17 protein-coding genes and 3 pseudogenes are annotated in these 17,211 nt (G+C 60.2%); 11 read left to right on the top strand and 9 right to left on the bottom strand.

Annotation, left to right across the window (positions count from 1 at the left end; translation table 11 throughout):
- Window positions 1-44 precede the first annotated feature (44 nt).
- Together ACYZT6_RS10660 and ACYZT6_RS10655 are read left to right on the top strand one after the other, a co-directional pair.
- Window positions 45-779, top strand: coding sequence for a substrate-binding periplasmic protein (locus tag ACYZT6_RS10660; protein WP_462026847.1), 735 nt, complete (start codon window positions 45-47; stop codon window positions 777-779).
- Between the two features lie 108 nt (window positions 780-887).
- Window positions 888-1,112: a hypothetical protein gene (locus ACYZT6_RS10655; protein ID WP_462026846.1), complete on the top strand. Its 225-nt coding sequence runs from the start codon at window positions 888-890 to the stop codon at window positions 1,110-1,112.
- Window positions 1,113-1,342: 230 nt separating this feature from the next.
- On the opposite strand, the gene ACYZT6_RS10650 is transcribed toward ACYZT6_RS10655, so the two are convergent.
- From ACYZT6_RS10650 to ACYZT6_RS10615, 8 genes and pseudogenes are all read right to left on the bottom strand, one after another.
- Complete coding sequence (locus ACYZT6_RS10650; protein WP_462026845.1) at window positions 1,343-2,776, bottom strand: FAD/NAD(P)-binding protein; 1,434 nt, start codon at window positions 2,774-2,776, stop codon at window positions 1,343-1,345.
- Between the two features lie 23 nt (window positions 2,777-2,799).
- Window positions 2,800-2,895, bottom strand: a pseudogene (locus ACYZT6_RS10645) (ABC transporter ATP-binding protein); the annotation flags it as partial.
- A gap of 17 nt (window positions 2,896-2,912) precedes the next feature.
- Window positions 2,913-3,170, bottom strand: a pseudogene (locus tag ACYZT6_RS10640) (AMP-binding protein); the annotation flags it as partial.
- A 164-nt stretch (window positions 3,171-3,334) separates the two neighbouring features.
- A pseudogene (locus tag ACYZT6_RS10635) lies at window positions 3,335-4,076 on the bottom strand (LLM class flavin-dependent oxidoreductase); the annotation flags it as partial.
- The gene (locus tag ACYZT6_RS10630) at window positions 3,959-4,234 is read right to left on the bottom strand and encodes a hypothetical protein (protein ID WP_462026844.1); all 276 of its coding nucleotides are present in this window, start codon (window positions 4,232-4,234) and stop codon (window positions 3,959-3,961) included. The gene ACYZT6_RS10630 and the pseudogene ACYZT6_RS10635, both read right to left, overlap by 118 nt.
- Before the next feature lie 289 nt (window positions 4,235-4,523).
- On the bottom strand, window positions 4,524-4,832 hold the full coding sequence (locus tag ACYZT6_RS10625) for a hypothetical protein (protein ID WP_462026843.1): 309 nt from the start codon (window positions 4,830-4,832) through the stop codon (window positions 4,524-4,526).
- A gap of 747 nt (window positions 4,833-5,579) precedes the next feature.
- A complete protein-coding gene (locus tag ACYZT6_RS10620; protein WP_462026842.1) occupies window positions 5,580-5,894 on the bottom strand; it encodes a hypothetical protein in 315 nt (104 codons plus the stop codon).
- A 176-nt stretch (window positions 5,895-6,070) separates the two neighbouring features.
- Window positions 6,071-6,634, bottom strand: coding sequence for a helix-turn-helix domain-containing protein (locus tag ACYZT6_RS10615; protein WP_462026841.1), 564 nt, complete (start codon window positions 6,632-6,634; stop codon window positions 6,071-6,073).
- Window positions 6,635-6,649: 15 nt separating this feature from the next.
- On the opposite strand from ACYZT6_RS10615, the gene ACYZT6_RS10610 reads away from it, so the two are divergent.
- The 7 genes from ACYZT6_RS10610 (at window position 6,650) to ACYZT6_RS10580 (ending at window position 13,889) form a co-directional block, all read left to right on the top strand.
- The gene (locus ACYZT6_RS10610) at window positions 6,650-7,657 is read left to right on the top strand and encodes a DMT family transporter (protein ID WP_462029927.1); all 1,008 of its coding nucleotides are present in this window, start codon (window positions 6,650-6,652) and stop codon (window positions 7,655-7,657) included.
- A 162-nt stretch (window positions 7,658-7,819) separates the two neighbouring features.
- Window positions 7,820-10,738 carry a monovalent cation/H+ antiporter subunit A gene (locus tag ACYZT6_RS10605; RefSeq protein ID WP_462026840.1) on the top strand — a complete coding sequence of 973 codons (2,919 nt, stop codon included), beginning with the start codon at window positions 7,820-7,822 and terminating at the stop codon, window positions 10,736-10,738.
- Entirely contained in the window at window positions 10,738-11,082 is a 345-nt protein-coding gene (locus ACYZT6_RS10600) for a Na+/H+ antiporter subunit C (RefSeq protein ID WP_007986256.1), read from the top strand. The genes ACYZT6_RS10605 and ACYZT6_RS10600 overlap by 1 nt, the downstream gene beginning before the upstream one ends.
- Complete coding sequence (locus ACYZT6_RS10595) at window positions 11,079-12,764, top strand: monovalent cation/H+ antiporter subunit D (protein ID WP_462026839.1); 1,686 nt, start codon at window positions 11,079-11,081, stop codon at window positions 12,762-12,764. The genes ACYZT6_RS10600 and ACYZT6_RS10595 overlap by 4 nt, the downstream gene beginning before the upstream one ends.
- Window positions 12,761-13,249, top strand: a complete 489-nt coding sequence (locus ACYZT6_RS10590; RefSeq protein WP_461981430.1) for a Na+/H+ antiporter subunit E — start codon at window positions 12,761-12,763, stop codon at window positions 13,247-13,249. Before ACYZT6_RS10595 ends, ACYZT6_RS10590 begins: the two co-directional genes overlap by 4 nt.
- Window positions 13,246-13,524 (top strand): K+/H+ antiporter subunit F, encoded by a 279-nt coding sequence (locus tag ACYZT6_RS10585; RefSeq protein WP_131060204.1) that lies wholly within the window; start codon window positions 13,246-13,248, stop codon window positions 13,522-13,524. The genes ACYZT6_RS10590 and ACYZT6_RS10585 overlap by 4 nt, the downstream gene beginning before the upstream one ends.
- Complete coding sequence (locus tag ACYZT6_RS10580) at window positions 13,521-13,889, top strand: Na+/H+ antiporter subunit G (RefSeq protein WP_461958478.1); 369 nt, start codon at window positions 13,521-13,523, stop codon at window positions 13,887-13,889. The genes ACYZT6_RS10585 and ACYZT6_RS10580 overlap by 4 nt, the downstream gene beginning before the upstream one ends.
- A 122-nt stretch (window positions 13,890-14,011) precedes the next feature.
- Here the strand turns inward: ACYZT6_RS10580 and ACYZT6_RS10575 are convergent, their stop codons facing one another.
- Window positions 14,012-14,449 (bottom strand): DUF3995 domain-containing protein, encoded by a 438-nt coding sequence (locus ACYZT6_RS10575; RefSeq protein ID WP_462026838.1) that lies wholly within the window; start codon window positions 14,447-14,449, stop codon window positions 14,012-14,014.
- Between the two features lie 95 nt (window positions 14,450-14,544).
- On the opposite strand from ACYZT6_RS10575, the gene ACYZT6_RS10570 reads away from it, so the two are divergent.
- Window positions 14,545-14,931, top strand: coding sequence for a DUF2946 domain-containing protein (locus tag ACYZT6_RS10570; protein ID WP_462026837.1), 387 nt, complete (start codon window positions 14,545-14,547; stop codon window positions 14,929-14,931).
- An 89-nt stretch (window positions 14,932-15,020) separates the two neighbouring features.
- On the top strand, window positions 15,021-17,153 hold the full coding sequence (locus ACYZT6_RS10565; RefSeq protein WP_462026836.1) for a TonB-dependent receptor: 2,133 nt from the start codon (window positions 15,021-15,023) through the stop codon (window positions 17,151-17,153).
- Window positions 17,154-17,211: the final 58 nt, after the last annotated feature.

Genomic DNA, 17,211 nt, shown 5'->3' with positions numbered 1-17,211 from the left:
AAGCGCGTACTAAGATTTGCACCTCATTCAATCAAGGACGATTCATGAAGCGCATTGCCGTTTGCCTGCTGTCTTTCCTGACATTCACTGCGGTGGCGGCCGATCTGAACCTGCTCACCGACAACCATCCGCCCCTGCATTTCCAGCAAGGCAACCAACTGGTGGGGTTTGGCGTGGATGTGGTGCAGGCACTGGCCGAAAGCGCCGGCGACAAGGTGCATTTCCAACAAGTCCCTTTGCTGCGCGCCTTGCGTATCGCCACCACCGAGCCGGCCACCGGCGTGTTTACCGTGTTGCGCACCGCCGAGCGCGATGGCCAGTACCAGTGGGTCGGTCCGTTGATGGAAGTGGAAACGGCGCTCTACTCAGCCAATGCCACCCAGCAACCGGTGCGCAGTTTGCAGGAAGCCGGCAGCCTGGACCGCATCGTTGTCCCGCGAAAATGGCTGGTCTACAGCTACTTGCAGAAGCAGGGTTTGAACAATCTATACGGCGTGGAAACGCCTGAACAAATGATGCGCCTGGCGCACCTGGGCCGTACCCGTTTCGTGGTGGCGGACACCCTCTCCGCTCCCACCCTGGCGCGGGAAGAAGGCCTGGCGCCCAGTCAGTTGCATTACCAAATGCCGCTGATGAAGCAAGGCACCTACATCGCGTTTTCTCCGCTCACCGATGCTCGTCAGGTGGCGCGCTGGCAGCAGGCGCTGGAAGAGATGAGCCGCGACGGACGCCTCGAACAGCTCAAGCAGCGTTGGCTCAACGACAACCCACCCCGCTGACGGTCGATCAACGCGCTCGATAACAACTATGCGCAAGGGTGTTTTTTCATCGCAACGCTCCAGCACTACAGTGGGCACATCTTCTCCCCACCCTACTGGAGCAACATCATGAAAAGCATCATCGGTCTTGGTTTCGCCCTGTCGGTACTTGGCGCTACATCCGCCATCGCCGCCCCACACACCACTTCGCAAGTTGTTGCCGCGGCTACAGTCAGCCAACCGGCTACGTTGAACGTGAACACTGTCGGCGTTGATCACAAAGACAGCCAGGCAAGCAAACTCTACGTCGCTGAAAACCGCCCTGAGTTTGGTTCGAAGTATCAGCGTTATTGATCAACGGCTGTGCGCTGCTTGAAACAAGAAACCCCGGGTAGATCCGATCTACCCGGGGTTTCTTCGTATCAGGTGTCCACCGATCCCTGTAGCAGTTGTCGAGTGAAACGAGGCAGCGTTCGGCTGCGAAGCAGTCGTAAAACCTGCGACCGCGTTGTATCTGAAACACCGCATTGCCTGATTCACGACTGCTGCGCAGCCGAACGCAGCCTCGCGCTGCTCGACAGCTGCTACAAAAACCGGGTCAGGCGTTCGGCCAGGGCTTTGGCCTGGCTCGCCACGTCGGTGACGGCCGTGCTTTCCCACCACATGCCCCGCAACGGTGGGCCCATGGCGAACAGTCGTTGGGCGACCTGTCCGTCGGCATCCAGCACTGCGCCATCAACCGCCGCCGCAATCCCTAACGCCAACGGTCCAGGGCGAATCAGCCCGCGAGCCAGCAGTTGTTGTGGCAGCGGTCGGGCCACCCGGCGCCAGTCGTATTCGATACCACTGGAGTTGATCAACGCCGCGCCGCTGACAACCGTGGTTTCAACCTCACCACGACGGCGGATGCGGATGCTCACCTGCCCCTCAACCGTCGATTTCAGCCCTTTGAACGACGCCGCCTGAATCCGCAACCGCCCTGCCTTGTGCAGCCGTGCCACCAGTTCGGCACTCAAGGGAGGCGAGCGGTGGTGATGACTCTCCCACCAGGGCCGCACATGCCGCACAAACTGCCGACGCTGCACGTCCGTCGCCTGATTCCACAACCGGCCAATATGCGCCCGCACGGTGTCGAGCGGCGACTGCCAGTCGATCCCTTGAGCGATGGCGTCCCGGCAATGCCGGCGCAGTTCGCGCACCAACTGTCGAGGCGTGCGAATGCTCGGGTCCTCGGCGAGAAAATCCACCCAGGCCGGCGGTTGCCGGCGCACGTGCGGCAGCAAGCCGTGACGGGAAAACACATCGATCGGCCCGCGATGGCCGGCCTGCTCCAGCGACACCACGGCATCGACCATAGTCAGGCCCGAACCGATGATCAACACCGTCGACTGAGGGTCTAACCGGCGCATGGCCGCGACATCCCACGGATCGAGCGCTGCAGCATTCAAGCCGCTGGACTCGGTTTGCGGCGTGCGCGCGGCGGGAAACATCCCCGTGGCCAGCACCGCGTACGCGCCGTGCAAGCATTGCCCGTCATTCAGGGTCAGCAGCACCGAATCGCACCGGGCTTGCAGATCAACCACTTCGGCCTGCACATGCTCGACCGTTGAACCATTCACCGCGCCCACCGATTGCGCCTCCGTCAGACGCTGCTGCACGTACACACCGAAAAGCCCCCGTGGCGGGAACAATTCGCTGACCGGCACATGCTGCTCATCCGACTCGGGCCAGCCACCGGCCGCGATGTGCTCGGTCAGCCATTGGGTCAGGTCATCGACGTTGTCCGGGTCGACGCTCATGCGTGCGGCATTGCCGTTGAGCGTGTGGCCCAACTCGACCGCGCTGTACGCCTCGCCCCGGCCGAGTTCGGCGCGCGGTTCGACCACCAGCAACGAACGCTTGCCAGGCAATCGCAACAACTGCGCCGCCAGCATCGCCCCGCTGAGGCCGCCGCCGACGATCAGGATGTCCGCGTGGAGGATGGTGTCGGGCGCCTGTCCGCGCTGGGTTTGAGTCATGGCGTTCTCAATGGTCAATGGTTCATCTCGAAAATCTCCTGGACGATAATAGGCGCCAAACCCCTGGAGCGGTCATCAAGAGGTACCGAAGTAGAACGCGTCACCTTTGCCCGACCCAGTCACAGAGACGTCGACGCCAAGTGCCTTGAGGGGCCAGGCGACTGTCAATTTCAGTGGCTAGCCGTTGCAGGCGTTCGGCAGACAGCCGCTCGACATCGCGCAAGACGTCGATCCAGCGCCAGACACACCACTGACCGTGGCGCTTGTGCCGCAACGTCGGCTGCAACGGACTGACCTGCGCCCAGTGGCGCATCTGCTCCAAAGCCTTGGGCACATCGATCCGCCACTGGGCGGTGTCCGCGACTGGCGGACGTTTGAGTTCATGCACGCTCATGGGTTTGACCTCCTGTTCATGGGCTGTGGCGAGGGGGCTTGTCGGAATGCCGCATCACCCCGTTCAGCTGCGTAGCAGTCGCAAAACCTGATCTCACGGTGTTGAGTGAAAAAAGCCAAGGCCGCTTCGCAACCCAACGGGGGCAAGCCCCCTCGCCACAGGGCCTATGCAGACACCACTTTCTTCTCCTGCTGCCGCAACCCCGCCAGATCCCGATACCCCGCACCCGGATGAATCTCCGGCAATCGCGGCCCTGCCCCGAACAACTTCTCGCGCAAGGTCCCTGGCGCGTATTCGGTCTTGTACACCCCCCGCTTCTGCAATTCCGGCACCGGCAACTCCACGGCGTCGATGAAAGTTTCGTGGGTCAATGCATAAGCCAGGTTGAAACCGTCCACATCGGTCTCCTCAACCCACTCCTGCAGCAGATCGGCAACGGTTTCGGGGCTGCCAACAAACAACGGCCCGAACCCGCCGATGCCGACCCAATCGGCCAATTCGTTAGGCGTCCAGACCTTGTTCGGATCAGCCGTCGAGAACGCTTCCACCGCCGATTGAATCGCGTTGGTGTGCACATGCTTGAGCGGCTCATCCGGTTTGAACTGGCTGAAATCGATCCCGGTCCAGCCGCAAATCAACGCCATTGCCCCTTCGTAACTGACCCCGAACTTCGCCTTCGCCTTGGCGTCAGTCTCGCCGACGGTCACGGTTTGCAGGTTGAAGATCAGGATCTTCGACGGGTCGCCTCCGGCCTCGGCGGCGACGACGAATGTCGGCCACGGTATTCTTCAGCAGCACTTTCGACGGCGCCGCGACAAACACGCACTCGGCATGTTCGGCAGCGAACTGCTTGCCGCGACTCGATGCGCCAGCCTGATAGAGCGCCGGGGTGCGTTGCGGCGAAGGCCGTCGAACTTGCCACGCTCAAGGATCTTCGCCAGGTCGGTCCAGTATTCGAGGTCCTTGTACTGCCACGAGCGGTCCCGCGGATGCGCCCACAATCCCGGCGACTGATGGCCGACGCCGTTCATGTCGAAGGCGTTGATACGGATTTCACGAGGCATGGGGGCGCACTCCTGAAACCACGTAGAACTTAAAAAACAAAGAACCTCGGATGGCGCTAGTATTCATGATGATTTTCGGACTCCGGTTGGATATAGAGTCCTAATGCATGAGCCGGGCCAAATACCAAACTGAAGAATTTTCGCAGACAAAACTGAAAATTGCAGAGACACAGCCTCCTCAATCCGAGCAAGCTGTGAAAACACTGTTTGTGGTGCAACACTTGAACCCAAGTGCTCGCCCTGTTTAGAAGCCTAAAGAGAAGAGCACTTGTTTCTACCTTTTATACGTTTAGCTAAGATCAACTTCTACTTCATTAGACTCTTGTTTTTCCGCGAACTCGAAACGGGCAACGGCATAAAACTTCGGCTTTTTCCCCCAGAGGGGTTTCACGTCTTCCGCTAAAACAGTACAGGTAGTCGGCGAGCCATCCGAGTCAAACAGTTTGAAGCTGTAAAAATCAGCACCCGGCAGCCTATATCTTAGCGCTAGCTCAATAAAGTCGCCGGCGCCAATTTCAGCTACTGCTGTAAACCCATTTTTAAAACCCCCATCTTTCGGCATTATTTCCAACCCGAAACTCGATTTATTTGAAGACATACACAACTCCCTTGCTCTTCTAGAATTAATTTGATATGACGCGCGCTCAAACCACTCACTGCGCCGTGGCTACGCACAGAATCTATATAAGATTGTTTTCAAGCGAAGATCTACTGTCAGAAGTAACAGGTCCGATAGAAAATCCGACGAATGGCAAGATGGGTAAACTACAAAATCACGACCTTGTCTGCCATTGCGACAGTAATCAGGTCGGGTACAGGAAATTCTTATCGTCTTGCTGGCGACCATAAAATGCTGGTCACACAAGCGTGACAGGGTGAATGCCGTTAAGGCGAAAATTGCCAATGAGGTGAAGTTTCCAGCGCAGCGGATCGTGAAGTGATCCGTGCAGCAGTAAGGTGCGTTGGCCGGTGAGTTCGAATTCGGCGTTACTAACGGCGTTAAGCGCGTCATCGCTGGCGAGGTGTGACTCGGCGAAGCGTACGGCGAGCTTGTGCGCGACGGCGATGGCTTCGGCGTCAGAGTGGATGATGTGGGGCGGTGCGAGGGGGTTGGGCAGAGGTTGTCATGGGGCCGACTCCGGGATCCTGGTGAGTACCCGAGACCTGTAACACAAGTCGTGCCAAAACAATTAATCGTTGTTATTGATAAAAATATGGTCGTTCTAGAGGAAGTATCTGAACACCGTTGCAACAAAATGTGGGTTCATTGTTGCTTGAGCAACACTCAAGCAGCAATGCCCAACTTTCAAACAGAAAGTTGAGCATTTCTACAAAACCGATTCGATCAGGAATCACTGATGCGGTAAGTGGCAGGAGGGGAAATTCGAACGTCCCCCTCACGATCGACCCTATATGTAAAATCTGCAGAACGCTCTACGAAGTTCAGCAACATCCGCCTTGACACTTTAAGGTGGATTGGAAACTTCTCATCGCCAATCAAAAGTTGCTCCGCAACAAACACGTCAACAACAAAAAGACGGACAATATCGCCCTTCTCAATATTGGGTATATGGGGGATTTCAGCTGTTGCCCCATCGGGGACAAGTTTCAGCTTAATTTCGTTTTCTACAGCTTCGAGAATTTTGAGTTTGTGTAACATTTAAAGATTCCTTTCACTTGACGTTCAAGAGAGCCTGATTAGCAATGAATATGTATTGCCGAAGTACCGCGCGGCACACAGCGCGAACTGATCTCTATTTGAAGTTCAATCGGACTCTGCGTCTACTGTCAGAAATAACAGGTTGGTGATGACTTCCGACGAACGGTAGCCTGTAATCAAATCACTACGTTCCGCACAAATTGCGTCGCCACGTTTCCATCATTGCGGTAGGAATGCGGCTGGTTACTGGCAAACATGAAAAACTCACCCGCGCCAATCTGATGCGGCGTATCTCCCAGCATCAACGTCAAGCAGCCTGCGAACACATAGATCTGCTCACTCCAACCCTCCGCATCCGGTTGCGACGGATAAATCTCCCCCGGTTGCAGGCACCATTCCCATTGCTCCACTTCACGGGTGGCGGTGGCTTTGGACAGTAGAACGGCTTTGCTGCCGGGAATCGTTCCGGCCCAGGCGACTTCGTTGATGCGGCTCGGGTCGCGGGCATCCGGCGCCTGGATCAAATCACTGAACGCCACGTCCAGCGCTTCGGCCACGCGGTCGAGGGTGGTCAGGCTGACGTTTTTCTCGCCGGCCTCGATCGCCACCAGCATGCGGCGGCTGACACCGGACTTTTCGGCCAGCGCGGTCTGGCTCATGTCGGCGGCATGGCGCAGGCGTCGGACGTTCTGGCTGACGTGCTGAAGGACCGAAGCCCGCGGGGTAGAATCTTTGTGCACTATATTGCTCACTCGATGGGGTTGGGCAGTATACTGCGCAACATTCGGCGCATTGTGCGTCCCCCTCAGGTAGCGCGCAAGGTCATGACGTCGGTGAACGCCTCTCCCACTTCTTCCCGTTTCTCGCGGTTCAGCAAGGCCGAGTGCGTGCTGGTGCTGATCACCATGGTCTGGGGCGGGACATTCTTGCTGGTGCAGCACGCAATGACCGTCAGCGGGCCGATGTTTTTCGTCGGCCTGCGCTTTGCCGCGGCGGCGATCATTGTGGTGCTGTTCTCCTGGCGTCAGCTGCGGGAACTGACCTTGTTCGAACTCAAGGCCGGGGCGTTTATCGGCGTGGCGATCATGCTCGGTTATGGCTTGCAGACTGTCGGCTTGCAAAGCATTCCCAGCAGTCAGTCGGCGTTTATCACGGCGCTGTACGTGCCCTTCGTACCGTTGCTGCAATGGCTGGTGCTGGGACGGCGTCCGGGGCTGATGCCGAGCATTGGAATCATGCTGGCGTTTACCGGATTGATGCTGCTGTCCGGGCCAGCCGGAGCTTCTTTCAACTTCAGTCCGGGTGAAATCGCTACGTTAATCAGCGCTGTCGCGATTGCGGCGGAAATCATTCTGATCAGCACCTATGCCGGTCAGGTCGATGTACGCCGGGTGACGGTGGTGCAACTGGCGACCACCTCGGTGCTGTCGTTCCTTATGGTGGTGCCGACTCAGGAAGTGATTCCGGGTTTCTCATGGCTGTTGCTGTGCAGCGCGTTGGGGCTAGGCGCGGCAAGTGCGGCAATTCAGGTGGCGATGAACTGGGCGCAGAAAAGCGTCTCGCCAACCCGGGCGACGTTGATTTATGCGGGGGAGCCGGTATGGGCCGGGATTGTCGGAAGGATAGCAGGGGAGCGGTTACCGGCGATTGCGCTGGTGGGTGCGGGGTTGATTGTGGCGGCGGTGATTGTGAGTGAGTTGAAGACCAAGGGTAAGGCAATACCCGAAGTTGAAGAAGATTCGGTACAGGAAACCGAACACTGATCGTTCCCACGCTCTGCGTGGGAACGATCAAATCCACCCCTTTGAAACAATGTGAATCAGGCTTTTCCCATCTATCTTGTAGGATTCTGCGACAGCTTGGCGTTTGGTGATCCGGGAGCTGGCACGTATGATGCTTCACAAACTTCCGCAGATTAGAAGCCTATGTCCCTGATAGTTCTACTGCTTCTGCCTTTTATCGGCAGCTGTCTGGCGGCTTTGCTGCCTCACAACGCGCGTAACACCGAATCTTTGTTGGCTGGCCTGGTGGCCTTGATAGGCACCGTGCAGGTTGCCCTCTTGTACCCGCAAATCGCCGATGGCGGCGTCATTCGTGAAGAGTTCTTCTGGCTGCCCAGCCTGGGCGTTAACTTCGTGCTGCGCATGGACGGTTTCGCCTGGCTGTTTTCGATGCTGGTGCTGGGCATCGGCACGCTGGTTTCTTTATACGCACGCTACTACATGTCACCGGACGATCCGGTGCCGCGGTTCTTTGCGTTTTTCCTGGCGTTCATGGGCGCGATGCTCGGGTTGGTGATCTCCGGCAACCTGATCCAGATCGTGTTTTTCTGGGAGCTGACCAGTCTCTTTTCATTCCTGTTGATCGGCTACTGGCACCACCGCGCCGATGCGCGACGCGGCGCCTATATGGCGCTGATGGTCACCGGCGCAGGCGGATTGTGCTTGCTGGCGGGGGTCATGCTGCTCGGCCATGTGGTCGGCAGCTATGACCTGGACAAGGTCCTGGCCGCCGGCGATCTGATTCGCGCCCACTACCTCTACCCTATCCTGCTGCCCCTGATCCTGATCGGCGCCCTGAGCAAAAGTGCGCAATTCCCCTTCCACTTCTGGCTACCCCACGCGATGGCGGCGCCGACACCGGTTTCGGCCTATCTGCACTCGGCGACCATGGTCAAGGCCGGGGTGTTCCTGCTCGCAAGACTGTGGCCGTCGCTGTCCGGCAGTGAAGAATGGTTCTACATCGTCAGCGGTGCCGGGGCTTGCACCCTGTTGCTCGGCGCGTACTGCGCGATGTTCCAGAACGACCTCAAGGGTTTGCTGGCCTACTCGACCATCAGCCACCTCGGCCTGATCACCCTGCTATTGGGCCTGAACAGTCCGCTGGCCGCCGTGGCCGCGGTGTTTCACATCCTCAACCATGCCACCTTCAAGGCCTCGCTGTTCATGGCCGCCGGGATCATCGACCACGAAAGCGGCACCCGGGACATTCGCAAGCTCAGTGGCCTGATCAAGCTGATCCCGTTCACCGCCACCCTGGCGATGGTCGCCAGCGCCTCGATGGCCGGAGTGCCGCTGCTCAACGGCTTCCTGTCGAAAGAGATGTTCTTCGCCGAAACCGTGTTCATCAACGCCACGGCCTGGATCGAGATGACCTTGCCGATTGTCGCGACCATCGCCGGCACCTTCAGCGTCGCCTACTCGCTGCGCTTCACCGTTGACGTGTTCTTCGGCCCGACCGCCACCGACCTGCCCCACACCCCGCACGAACCGCCACGCTGGATGCGCGCGCCGGTTGAATTGCTGGTGTTCGCCTGTCTGATCGTGGGGATTTTCCCGGCGCAAGTGGTCGGCCCGTTGCTGGCCGCGGCTGCCCTGCCGGTGGTAGGTGGAACCTTGCCCGAATACAGTCTGGCGATCTGGCACGGCTGGAACGCGCCGATGATCATGAGCCTGATCGCCATGTCCTGCGGCATCGCGCTGTATCTGCTGTTGCGCAAGCAGCTCAAACTCGGGCGTTTCAAATACCCGCCGATCATTGGCCGGTTCAACGGCAAGCGCCTGTTCGAACGCAGCCTGGTGATCATGATGCGCCTGGCCCGTCGGCTGGAGCGGCGGATCAGCACCAAACGCCTGCAAACCCAATTGTTCCTCGTGGTCCTCGCGGCGGTGCTCGCCGGGTTGATCCCGATGCTGCACAGCAGCCTGAGCTGGGGTGACCGGCCGAAGATTCCGGGCTCGATCGTGTTCGTGACCCTCTGGCTGCTGGCGATTGCCTGTGCCCTCGGCGCGGCGTGGCAGGCGAAGTATCACCGGCTCGCGGCCCTGACCATGGTCAGCGTCTGCGGCCTGATGACCTGCGTTACGTTTGTGTGGTTCTCGGCGCCGGACCTGGCGCTGACGCAACTGGTGGTCGAGGTGGTGACCACGGTGCTGATCCTCCTCGGTCTGCGCTGGTTGCCGCGCCGGATCGAAGAGGTGTCGCCGCTGCCGAGCACCCTGCGCAAGGCGCGCATCCGTCGCATCCGCGACTTGCTGCTGTCGACCGTGGTCGGTGGCGGTATGGCGTTGCTGTCCTACGCGATGCTGACGCGCCAGACGCCCAACGACATTTCCTCGTTCTACCTCAGTCGCGCCCTGCCCGAAGGCGGCGGCAGCAACGTGGTCAACGTGATGCTGGTGGACTTCCGTGGCTTCGACACCCTCGGTGAAATCACCGTATTGGCGGCCGTGGCCCTGACCGTATTCGCCCTGCTGCGACGCTTCCGCCCGCCGAAAGAAAGCCTGCAGTTACCCGCCCAGCAGCGTCTGCTGGCGCCCGACGTCGTCACCGACCTGGTCAACCCGCGTCAGGCCAGCGACACCGCGCTCGGCTTCATGATGGTCCCGGCGGTGCTGGTACGTCTGCTGCTGCCGATTGCCTTTGTGGTGTCGTTCTACCTGTTCATGCGCGGGCATAACCTGCCGGGTGGTGGTTTTGTCGCCGGGCTGGTGATGTCGGTCGCGTTCATCCTGCAATACATGGTTGCCGGCACCCAGTGGGTCGAAGCGCAAATGAGCCTGCGACCGCTGCGCTGGATGGGCACCGGCCTGCTGTTCGCCACGGTCACCGGGCTCGGCGCGATGGCCGCTGGATATCCGTTCCTGACCACCCACACCTGGCATTTCGGATTGCCGGTGCTGGGCGACATTCACATCGCCAGTGCGTTGTTCTTTGATATCGGCGTCTACGCCGTGGTGGTCGGCTCGACGCTGTTGATCCTCACCGCCCTCGCGCACCAATCGGTACGGGGTCACAAGACCGCTGCCCTGCCTAGATCCGTCGCCACCAAAGGAGCCGTCTGATGGAAGAAGTCATCGCAATCGCCATCGGCGTACTCGCCGCGTCCGGCGTCTGGCTGATTTTGCGGCCACGGACGTTTCAGGTGGTGATGGGCCTGTGCCTGCTGTCCTACGGGGTCAACCTGTTCATCTTCAGCATGGGCAGCCTGTTCATCGGCAAGGAGCCGATCATCAAGGACGGCGTGCCGCAGGACTTGCTGCATTACACCGATCCACTGCCGCAAGCGCTGGTGCTGACCGCCATCGTGATCAGCTTTGCCATGACCGCGCTGTTTCTGGTGGTGCTGCTGGCCTCCCGCGGCTTGACCGGCACCGACCATGTGGATGGCCGGGAGCCTAAAGAATGACTGCGATGACGCACCTGATCGCCGCACCGATTCTGCTGCCGCTGCTGACCGCCGCCATCATGCTGATGCTGGGCGAGAAACATCGCCCGTTGAAGGCCAAGATCAACCTGTTCTCCAGCCTGCTGGGCCTGGGGATCTCCGTGATGTTGCTGCAATGGGCGCAGACCACCGGCGTGCCCGGCTCGATCGGCGTCTACCTGCCGGGTAACTGGCAGGTGCCGTTCGGTATCGTGCTGGTGGTCGATCGCTTGTCGGCGTTGATGCTGGTGCTGACCGGGATCATCGGCGTCAGCGCCTTGCTGTTTGCGATGGCGCGCTGGGACGGCGCCGGCTCGAGTTTCCATGCGCTGTTCCAGATCCAGATGATGGGCCTTTACGGCGCGTTCCTGACGGCGGATCTGTTCAACCTGTTCGTGTTTTTCGAGGTGCTGCTGGCGGCCTCCTACGGCCTGATGCTCCACGGTTCGGGCCGGGCACGGGTGTCGTCGGGCTTGCATTACATCTCGATCAACCTGTTGGCGTCGTCGCTGTTCCTGATCGGCGCGGCGCTGATCTATGGCGTCACCGGCACGCTGAACATGGCTGATCTGGCGCTGAAAATCCCGCTGGTCCCGGAAGCCGATCGCGGCCTGCTGCATGCCGGCGCGGGGATTCTCGCGGTAGCGTTCCTGGCCAAGGCCGGGATGTGGCCGCTGAACTTCTGGCTGGTGCCGGCCTATTCGGCGGCCAGCGCGCCGGTGGCGGCGATGTTCGCGATCATGACCAAGGTCGGCGTGTACACCTTGCTGCGCTTGTGGACCCTGCTGTTCTCCGGCCAGGCCGGGGCGTCCGCGTACTTTGGCGGTGACTGGCTGATCTACGGCGGCATGGCGACCATCGTCTGCGCCGGCGTGGCGATTCTCGCCGCACAACGGCTGGAACGCATGGCCAGCCTGAGCATTCTGGTGTCGGCGGGGATCCTGCTGTCGGCTATCGGTTTTGCCCAGCCCAACCTGATCGGCGCGGCGCTGTTCTATCTGGTCAGCTCGACCCTGGCGTTGAGCGCGTTGTTCCTGCTGGCGGAATTGATCGAGCGCTCCCGGTCGGCCAATGAAATGCCGCTGTTCGACGACGGCGACCTGCTGCCACGACCGATGGAATCCCTGCAACCGCCCAAAGGCATCAACCTCGATGACGAACAGAAAGCCGTGGTCGGCCAGGTGATTCCCTGGACCATGGCGTTCCTCGGTTTGAGCTTTATCGCTTGCGCGCTACTGATCATCGGCATGCCGCCGCTGTCCGGATTTATCGGCAAACTCAGCCTGCTCAGCGCCCTGCTCAACCCGTTGGGATTGGGCAATGGCGCTGATGAACCGGTGTCGAACGCGGCGTGGGGTTTGCTGGCGTTGTTGATCCTGTCCGGGCTGGCGTCGTTGATTGCGTTCTCGCGCTTGGGCATCCAGCGTTTCTGGACCCCCGAAGAACGGCCATCACCCTTGTTGCGCCGCTTCGAGTGCGTGCCGATCATCGTCCTGCTGGGGCTGAGCGTTGCGCTGACCTTCAAGGCCGAACCGCTGATGCGTTATACCCAGGCCGCCGCCGATGCCTTGAATAACCCGCAGCAATACGTCATGGCGGTGCTGGGCACGCGTGTGGTCCCGAGCCCGGAAGCCAGGGCGGCGATGCTGGAGGTGCAGCCATGAAGCGTCTGTTTCCGGCACCGTGGTTGTCGCTGGCCTTGTGGTTGTTGTGGCTGGTGCTGAACTTGTCGATGAGCCCCGGCAACCTGTTGCTCGGCGCAGTGCTGGGGTTCTGCGCGCCGCTGATGATGCGCAAGTTGCGGCCGCTGCCGATCCGCATTCGTCGGCCCGGGGTGATCCTGCGTCTGTTCTTTCTGGTCGGTCGCGACGTGCTGGTGTCGAACCTGGCCGTGGCCTGGGGCGTGCTCAACGCCGGTCGCCGTCCACCGCGCTCGCGTTTCATCAAAGTGCCGCTGGACCTGCGCGATGCCAACGGCCTGGCGGCGCTGTCGATGATCTGCACGGTGGTCCCCGGCACGGTCTGGTCGGAACTGGCGCTGGACCGCAGCATCCTGTTGCTGCACGTGTTCGATCTGGATGATGAAGCGCTGTTTATCGAGCACTTCAAGGCGACCTATGAGCGCCCCTTGATGGAGATCTTCGAATGAGCGAATTGCTGTCGAACGCGATCCTGCTGAGCCTGTTCCTGTTTTCCCTGGCGATGATCCTGACCCTGATTCGCCTGTTCAAAGGCCCGTCGGCCCAGGACCGGGTTCTGGCGCTGGATTACCTGTACATCATCGCGATGCTGATGATGTTGGCGCTGGGCATTCGTTATGCCAGTGACACGTACTTCGAGGCGGCGCTGCTGATCGCCCTGTTCGGCTTCGTCGGCTCGTTTGCCCTGGCCAAATTCCTGCTGCGTGGCGAGGTGATCGAATGAACGCGGAACTGTCTCTGTGGGTTGAAATTCCGGTGGCGATCCTGCTGGTGCTCGGCAGTGTGTTTGCGCTGATCGGCGCCATTGGCCTGGTGCGGATGAAGGATTACTTTCAGCGCATGCACCCACCGGCGCTGGCCTCGACCTTGGGGGCGTGGTGCGTGGCGCTGGCCTCGATCATCTACTTTTCGGCGCTCAAGTCCGGGCCGGTGCTGCATGCCTGGCTGATTCCGATCTTGTTGTCGATCACGGTGCCGGTGACCACGTTGCTGCTGGCCCGCGCGGCGCTGTTTCGCAAGCGCATGGCGGGGGATGATGTGCCGGCTGAGGTGAGTAGCCGGCGCACTGAGAATCAGGGCCAGGTTTAGAGGTTTGTGGTGAATGACACGGCCTCTTCGCGGGCAAGTCGAATCGTCGCACCGCTCGCTCCTACAGATTTTGCGCGATCCTGTAGGAGCGAGGCTTGCCCGCGAAGCTTTTCAGCAACAATTCAGATCCAGGCAACTGCCAACAACCCGGCCCCTAACACCACACACAATGGCGAATACGCCCAGGTGTCGAGCCGGGCAAACTTCGAATCCTTGACCTGCTTGAAGAACCCCACCAGGTTCGAGTCGCCAATCGCCCGGGCAAACATCAGCATCGCAATGGCGCTGATCACCCATTGCAGCGCCCAGTGCTGCACCGCCGGCAAGTACAGGCCGACCCGCAGGCATACGAGCATCGCAATCAACAGCAACCCCACCGCGACCAGCAACGTGGCAAACCCCGACGGCTTGAACGCCGGCCTGGACTCCGCGCCGCCCTCCCCGGGCACGCGTGGCACCGCCGCCTCGCTCCCCAACTTGCCGCCCGCCGCCCAGTACAAATGGACCAGGCTGATCAAGAGGAAGATTGCTGCAATCCATTGCGCGACCATTAAGCTCATATTCAGACATCCAGCGTGAAATGTTGCAGCAGGATGAACCTCCTTGAACGTTTTTGTAAGGGTATTTGTCATCGACGGTGGTAAAGTACCGCTCCATGAAATTCGCCCGAACTGATCGCACTTTGATGGCCTGGATGCTTTATTGCTGCGTCCTGTTCAACGTGTTCGCCTGCAGTATCGGTCACGGGCAAATGGTCGGGATGCAGCTCAACGGCATCGGCGGCCAGTTCTGTTCGGTTGATCCGGCCACTCAGGCGCCAGCCTCCCCGAACAGCTCCGAAGACAAACTGCCGACCCTGTCCAAAGCCTTCGGTTGCCCGCTGTGTTCCACCGGCGGCATGGGCCCGGCGCTCAACTCCAGTCTGACCCTGGCGATCCTCCCGGAGCAACACAGTCCGCCCTTGGCCGTCGTCGCCAGTGCTGACCTCCCTGCCCGCTTCACCTGGCCTTCGGCCAATCCTCGCGCCCCGCCTTTCGCCTGAGTTTCTTCGCCTATTCCGATCAGCCCACCACGCCAACGCGTGACGTTTGCCTGTGCGCTGCTTCCTAGCCAAGAATTCAGGATTCATCGATGAAACGCATTCCTTTACTGGCCAGCCTTTGCGGCTGCCTGTCTGTTAACGCCTGGGCGCAATCCACTGTCGACCTGGCGCCTATTACCATTGATGGCGAAGCGACGGCCGAGCCGGGGCTAAGCCTCGATCAAGCCAGCGGCATGGCCTCGCGCCTGGGCCTGAGCGTGCGTGAAACCCCGGCCTCGGTGGCCATCGCCAACCGTAACGACATCGAGCGCCACGGCGCGCAAAACTTCCAGGACGCTGCCAACACCTTGCCCGGCGTCAATGCCAGCGCCCCGCCGGGTTTCGGCGGGTTCGTCTCCTACCGCGGTTTCACCAGCAGCCAGATCACCCAGATGTTCAACGGCATCAACGTCTCCGGCGGCCTTGCCCGGCCGGTGGATGCGTGGATTTATGATCGGGTGGAACTGGTGGGCGGCCCGTCGTCGCTGATCAATGGCGCGGGCTCCGTGGGCGGCTCATTGAACTACGTGACCAAACTCGCGACCCGCGAAGAGCAAGCGGTCGAGGGCCGCGTCAGCTACGGGACGTATGACACCACCGAGACCGCGTTCGGCCTCAATCACGCGCTCAGCGAGCCCGGCGCTGATGTGCAGCATTACGCGCGGCTCGACGTCAGCCACAACACCGGCAATGGCTACATCGACCGTCAGGAGCGCGATGCCTGGAGCGTAGCGTTCTCGCTGCTCAGCGACCTGACGTCCAATCTGTCCCACACCCTGGCCCTGGAATATCAGGACGAACACGAAGACAGTCCCTACTGGGGCACGCCCGTGCTGAACCCCAAGGCCGGCGAACTTAAAATCGACAGGCACAACCGCTTCAACAACTACAACGTCGAAGACGGGCGTTATGAGCAACGCACCCTCTGGGTTCGCTCGATCATCGACTACCGGATCAACGACAGCACCACCCTGCGCAACACCCTTTATCACCTCGACAGCCAGCGCGATTACCGCAACCTGGAAACCTACCAGTACAACGCCGACAACAGCGCGGTGAACCGCTCCACGGCGTATCAGGTCCGGCATCAGGGCGAGCAGAACGGCAACCAGTTCGAGCTGCGCCACGACAATTCGCTGTTTGGCCTGGACACCACTTGGTCTGGTGGTTTCGAGTACAAGGTCAACCAGACCACCAACTCGCCGTTGAACGTCAAAGGCGCCAGCACCGGCGACCCGAACAACTTTCAGCCAGGGCACTTCTATGACATCCCCGGCACTAAACCGGGGTTTGTCAGCGACAAGACCAACGAGGTGACGACCAAAGCCCTGTTCGCCGAGAACCGACTGGCGCTGACCGACAAACTGGCGTTGCTGACCGGCCTGCGTTACGACGATATCGACCTGGACGTGACCAATCACCGGGAAGTGACCGCCAGCAATCCCCGGCATTTGAAACGCAGCTGGGAGCCGGTGACCGTTCGGGTCGGCCTGACCTACCAGTTCATTCCCTCCGCCAACGTCTACGTGCAATACAGCACCGCCGCCGAACAGCCCAACGGCACGCAGAATTTTGACGTGTCCACCGGCAAGCAATGGGAAGTTGGCAGCAAGTTCGATTATCTGGACGGGCGCGGTTCGGCAACGGTGGCGGCGTACACGATAGAGCGCAAGGATTTCGCCGTGACCGATCCACTGGACCCGACCACCAGCATTCCCGTGGGGCAGCAGACCTCCAAAGGAATCGAGTTGGCCAGCTCGTTGCGGATCACCGATAAGCTGTTGGCTGAGGGCAACTTCGCGTGGGTCGATGCGCAGTACGACGAGTTCACCGAGAAGAACGCGGCCGGCGTGGTGGTTTCACGCAAGGGCAACACACCGACCAACGTGCCGGACCGGGTCGGCAATCTGTGGTTGACCTATGACTTCGCGCCACAATGGCAAGGCGGTGTCGATGCGCGGTACGTGGCCTCTGTGTTTGCCGACAGCGCCAACACCATGACCGTGCCTTCGTACACGCTCTATGGTTCGTTCCTCAGTTACAAGGTCGACCGGCACACCACCGTTACTGGCCGGGTGCGTAATTTGACCAATGAGGTGTATGCCGAGTTTGCGCATGTGTCGCCGGCGTATTACCTCGGGACACCGCGGACGTTTGAATTGGCGGTGCAGACTCGTTTTTAACCCTGCACATAACTTGTGGCGAGGGAGCTTGCTCCCGCTGGGCTGCGTAGCAGCCCTG

It is taken from the genome of Pseudomonas sp. RT6P73 (assembly GCF_054897715.1).
Note: the sequence above shows the minus strand (reverse complement) of the source record. Positions and strands in the feature narration are given on the sequence as shown.